Below are 3,958 nucleotides of genomic sequence, written 5' to 3'. Positions count from 1 at the left end.
TTCCGGCCCGAGTTTCTCAACCGTTTGGACGAGACGATTATCTTTGATCGCTTGGGCCGTGAGGATATGGGCGGGATCGTCGAGATCCAGCTTGGTCTTTTGGCCAAACGATTGGCCAAGCGCGACATCACGCTGACGCTTGATGACGGTGCCAAGCAGTGGTTGGCCGATGAGGGCTACGACCCTGTGTTCGGTGCAAGACCGCTCAAACGCGTGATCCAGCGTGCCTTGCAAGACCCTCTTGCCGAAAGCTTGCTGGGCGGAGATGTCAACGATGGTGACAGTATTGCGGTGATGGCAGGGAGTGACGGGCTTATTCTCGGCGACCGAAAAGGCGTGTCGAACAGGCCCAAGCCTGATGACGCTGTCGTACATTAGGCGGTATAGGCACGTATGAATTGCGAAAGGCGGCCCCAACAGGCCGCCTTTTGTTTGCCGTGTTGTACTGCGCCTTACGGACGAATGTAGCTGTAATCGTCTTCTGCGATTAATTTGATCATGTTCTGTGCTCCCATTGATCTGATTGCAGAGGGTATCTGCACTTTTATCTCTTCGTCACGGTGCGGTGCAGAAATGAGCTCGAATTGTTTGCGTTAACCCTGTTGCCATCTGGTGTGCTTATGTCAGTGTGTCGCAAAAGGGAGTACGCGAATGGTATTTTGGAATTGGGCGATGGGCGCATTACAGGTGTTGGCGCTGTTGTTCGTCGTTGCGATTGGGTTGGTGGCGCTATGGGCGTTGATCATGTACTTTTTAGACAAGACTCAAACGCGTGACGCAGTTTTGAGGAACTATCCAGTTATTGGCCACTTTCGCCATTGGTTTTCTGTTTTGGGTGAGTTCTTTCGCCAATACTTCTTTGCGATGGACCGAGAGGAAATGCCGTTCAACCGTGCGCAGCGCGATTGGATTTACAGGTCGGCAAATGGCAAAGGGAATACTGTCGCCTTTGGGTCGACCCGTAGCCTGTCCATTCCAGGTACGCCGATCTTTATGAATGCAGCTTTTCCGCCATTGGACGATCAGTTCGCAACCTCCGAGCCGATGGTGATCGGTCCGCATTGTCGTGTGCCTTATACTGCCAACTCGATCTTCAATATCTCCGGCATGTCATTTGGCGCCATTTCAAAGCCTGCGGTTTTGGCGCTTTCCAAGGGTGCGAAAGAGGCGGGGATTTGGCTCAACACGGGGGAGGGAGGGTTGTCGCCATTCCACCTCGAAGGGGGCGGTGATCTCGTGTATCAGATCGGCACTGCAAAATACGGAATACGCGACGAGGATGGAAACCTTGACGATGATAAGTTGCGCGCAATGGCGGCCCACGATCAGGTCAAGATGTTTGAGATCAAGCTTAGCCAAGGTGCTAAACCCGGCAAGGGCGGTATTTTACCTGCAGAAAAGATCACGGCGGAGATCGCCGCTATTCGTGGACTGAAACCCGGTGAAGACGGAATTTCCCCAAACCGTCACCGTGAGGTGGATGACTTCGGCGATCTTCTCGATTTTATCGCACATATAAGAGAGGTCACTGGAAAGCCGGTTGGCTTTAAGTTTGTGGTCGGCTCGTCGCGCCCTTGGGCTGAGTTCTTTGAATTGATCAAAGAGCGGGGGGATGATTGTGCGCCTGACTTCATTACGATTGATGGTGGCGAGGGTGGCACGGGTGCCGCCCCCATGCCACTTATTGATCTGGTCGGCATGCCGATTAAAGAGGCTTTGATCCGTATCGTGGATCTTCGCGATAAATATGGGCTGCATGATCGCATTCGGATCATCGCTGCCGGCAAGCTTGTTAATCCGGCTGATTTGGCGTGGGCTATATGTGCCGGCGCTGATTTTGTCGTGTCGGCACGCGGGTTCATGTTCTCACTTGGATGTATTCAGGCGCTCAAATGCAACAAGAACACCTGTCCCACTGGGATCACCACGCATGACGAGCATCTGCAAAAGGGTCTGGTGGTAGAGGACAAATACAAAAAGGTGGCGGCCTACGCCAAGGCCTCGATCAAAGAGTTGGAAACCATCGCGCACTCCGTTGGTGTTTTGGAGCCTCGCCAGATGCGGCGCGGTCATGTGCGGATTGTTCAGGCGGACGGGACGTCTATCCCTCTTGACCGGATCGTGCCCAATATGACGGAATTGCACTAGTCTAGGCAGGTTGGCGTCCAAACGTTACAATGTCCAAACGCAGATGTGAGATGAGTTTTGTTTGCCTGTTAAGCTGCACAGGCTACCATTTTGAAAAGCCAGAAGGGTAGAGAAATGAAACTCAAGTCAGCACTGAAGTATTCCGACGTCACATCTGAGCACACTTATATGAATCGCCGCGCGCTCTTGGCGGGCATGGTGGGCGCAGGTGTGCTTGGTGCTACAGGCGCTCGGGCGCAAGATAAGCCGGAGTTCAAAATCAACGGGTTTGACACAACAGAGACGCCAAACACATTTGAAGAGATCACCACTTACAATAACTTTTATGAGTTCGGAACGGATAAGGGCGATCCGGCCAAGTACGCGAGCGCGTTGACGACAGACCCTTGGTCGGTTGAAATCGATGGCCTAGTGGAGCGTCCAGGGTCTTACGGCCTAGGAGACATCCTATCAAAGATGGATATAGACGAGCGTATCTACCGCTTCCGTTGTGTTGAGGCTTGGTCGATGGTGATCCCGTGGAACGGCTTTGAGCTGCGTCAGCTTTTGCAATTGGCGGGGATTCAATCCAAGGCCAAGTATGTGCGGTTCGAAACCCTCTATCGCCCCGAAGAGATGCGTGGGCAACAACGCCCCCTCTTGGATTGGCCATATGTCGAGGGTCTGCGCCTTGATGAGGCGATGCATCCGCTCACCCTTATGGCAACAGGCCTTTATGGCAAAGAGCTTCCAAATCAGAACGGCGCGCCGCTGCGCCTTGTCGTGCCATGGAAGTACGGGTTCAAGTCGATCAAGTCAGTGGTCAAGATTACGCTGACGGATAAGCAGCCCGTAAACACATGGAAGGCGATCAATCACCGCGAATACGGATTCTATTCTAACGTGAATCCCGAGGTGAGCCACCCGCGCTGGACCCAGTCCTCCGAGCGGCGCATTGGGGGCGGCGTATTCGCCAAGCGCATAGAGACCGTCAAGTTTAATGGATACGAGGAACAAGTGGCCGACCTATATAAAGGTATGGACCTCACGGTGCAGTACTAATGGCGTTTGTTGATGGGTTGAATCGGTCGCTACGCCGTGTGCCTGCATGGCCTCTTTATATAGTAGCGATCATTCCGCCGGTCGTGATGTTCTATTGGGCCATCACGGGGCAGCTTGGTGTAGATCCAGTCAAGAACCTTGAGCACGAGATGGGGCAGCTTGGGCTTCAGGTTCTAATATTCACGCTCGCGATTACACCGCTGCGCAAATATGCGGGTGTAAGCCTGATTAAGTTTCGCCGCGCCCTGGGTGTGATCGGTTTTGCCTACATCTTTCTCCATCTGTTGGTGTGGCTCGTTCTGGACGTGCAAATCCTGAGCCAGATCATAAAGGATATTCTAAAGCGTCCTTATATAACGATTGGCATGGCGGGCTTTGTCATGATGCTCCCGCTCGCCATAACATCAAACAACTGGTCGGTCCGAAAACTCGGATCAAAATGGCGCGTGCTGCATAAGCTTTTCTATCCAGCGATCCTGCTTGGTGCCGTGCACTTCGTTATGTTGGTGAAGGGTTGGCAGATAGAGCCTTTGGTCTATTTGGCTATAGTGACGATCTTGTTGGCTATGCGCGTTAAGTGGTCTGCCCGGCTAAGAATGGCTCGCGCCTAAGGGTCAAATACCGATTCTGGCGGTGGATTTGATTCTTTTGAGTGCGATTCCCACCCCCGATTCACACTGACTCGGGGGTGTTTTTGTCTGTGCTTTTGTATTCTTGCGTTGGGGGCTGTGGATAAGCACAATATGTTGCGTTGGTTGTTCTGCGTTGG

At 52.8% G+C, this 3,958-nt stretch carries 3 protein-coding genes and 1 pseudogene; all 4 read left to right on the top strand.

Annotation, left to right across the window (positions count from 1 at the left end):
• Positions 1-378: pseudogene (locus ACTG34_RS13390) on the top strand (ATP-dependent chaperone ClpB); the annotation flags it as partial.
• Positions 379-651: 273 nt separating this feature from the next.
• Positions 652-2,148: an FMN-binding glutamate synthase family protein gene (locus ACTG34_RS13385; protein ID WP_439105386.1), complete on the top strand. Its 1,497-nt coding sequence runs from the start codon at positions 652-654 to the stop codon at positions 2,146-2,148.
• 114 nt (positions 2,149-2,262) lie between these two features.
• Positions 2,263-3,189: a protein-methionine-sulfoxide reductase catalytic subunit MsrP gene (msrP, locus tag ACTG34_RS13380; protein ID WP_439105385.1), complete on the top strand. Its 927-nt coding sequence runs from the start codon at positions 2,263-2,265 to the stop codon at positions 3,187-3,189.
• On the top strand, positions 3,189-3,800 hold the full coding sequence (msrQ, locus tag ACTG34_RS13375; RefSeq protein WP_439105384.1) for a protein-methionine-sulfoxide reductase heme-binding subunit MsrQ: 612 nt from the start codon (positions 3,189-3,191) through the stop codon (positions 3,798-3,800). The genes msrP and msrQ overlap by 1 nt, the downstream gene beginning before the upstream one ends.
• Positions 3,801-3,958: the final 158 nt, after the last annotated feature.

This window comes from Celeribacter marinus, from assembly GCF_965656515.1.
GTDB lineage: Bacteria > Pseudomonadota > Alphaproteobacteria > Rhodobacterales > Rhodobacteraceae > Celeribacter > Celeribacter marinus_D.
The sequence above is the reverse complement of the archived record's forward strand: the minus strand, read 5'-3'. Positions and strand labels throughout refer to the sequence as shown.

Excerpts from the sequence above, each read along its gene's own strand:
- msrP (WP_439105385.1), top strand. The coding sequence starts at position 2,263 with ATGAAACTCAAGTCAGCACTGAAGTATTCCGACGTCACATCTGAGCAC.
- msrQ (WP_439105384.1), top strand. The coding sequence starts at position 3,189 with ATGGCGTTTGTTGATGGGTTGAATCGGTCGCTACGCCGTGTGCCTGCA.
- ACTG34_RS13385 (WP_439105386.1), top strand. The coding sequence starts at position 652 with ATGGTATTTTGGAATTGGGCGATGGGCGCATTACAGGTGTTGGCGCTG.